At 49.4% G+C, this 385-nt stretch carries 2 tRNA genes; both read right to left on the bottom strand.

Annotated features, from left to right (window positions below):
- Nucleotides 1-74 precede the first annotated feature (74 nt).
- A tRNA-Ala gene (locus Xbed_RS19190) sits at nucleotides 75-150 on the bottom strand.
- 111 nt (nucleotides 151-261) lie between these two features.
- Nucleotides 262-338: transfer RNA gene (locus Xbed_RS19185), tRNA-Ile, on the bottom strand.
- Nucleotides 339-385 lie beyond the last annotated feature (47 nt).

Genomic DNA, 385 nt, shown 5'->3' with positions numbered 1-385 from the left:
GATTGTTAAAGAGCACATATTTCACAACACATTTCGCTTAATGTGTTCTGAAATAGGGTATTGCGCGAAGAGTATGGTGGAGCTAAGCGGGATCGAACCGCTGACCTCCTGCGTGCAAGGCAGGCGCTCTCCCAGCTGAGCTATAGCCCCATAAAAAACCGTATCGTTATACTGCACTGCAATCCTGCTTAGGTCAGGCATGAACGGGCAACGCTTATTGCAAATAAGCGAGTCTGTTCATCACGCCGCATAAGTAAGATTTGGTAGGCCTGAGTGGACTTGAACCACCGACCTCACCCTTATCAGGGGTGCGCTCTAACCACCTGAGCTACAAGCCTATGCCGATACCGTCTCTTCTTTCATCAGACAATCTGTGTGAGCACTC

Source organism: Xenorhabdus beddingii, assembly GCF_002127545.1.
Classification (GTDB): Bacteria; Pseudomonadota; Gammaproteobacteria; order Enterobacterales; family Enterobacteriaceae; genus Xenorhabdus; species Xenorhabdus beddingii.
This window is presented reverse-complemented; position numbering and strand designations above follow the sequence as displayed.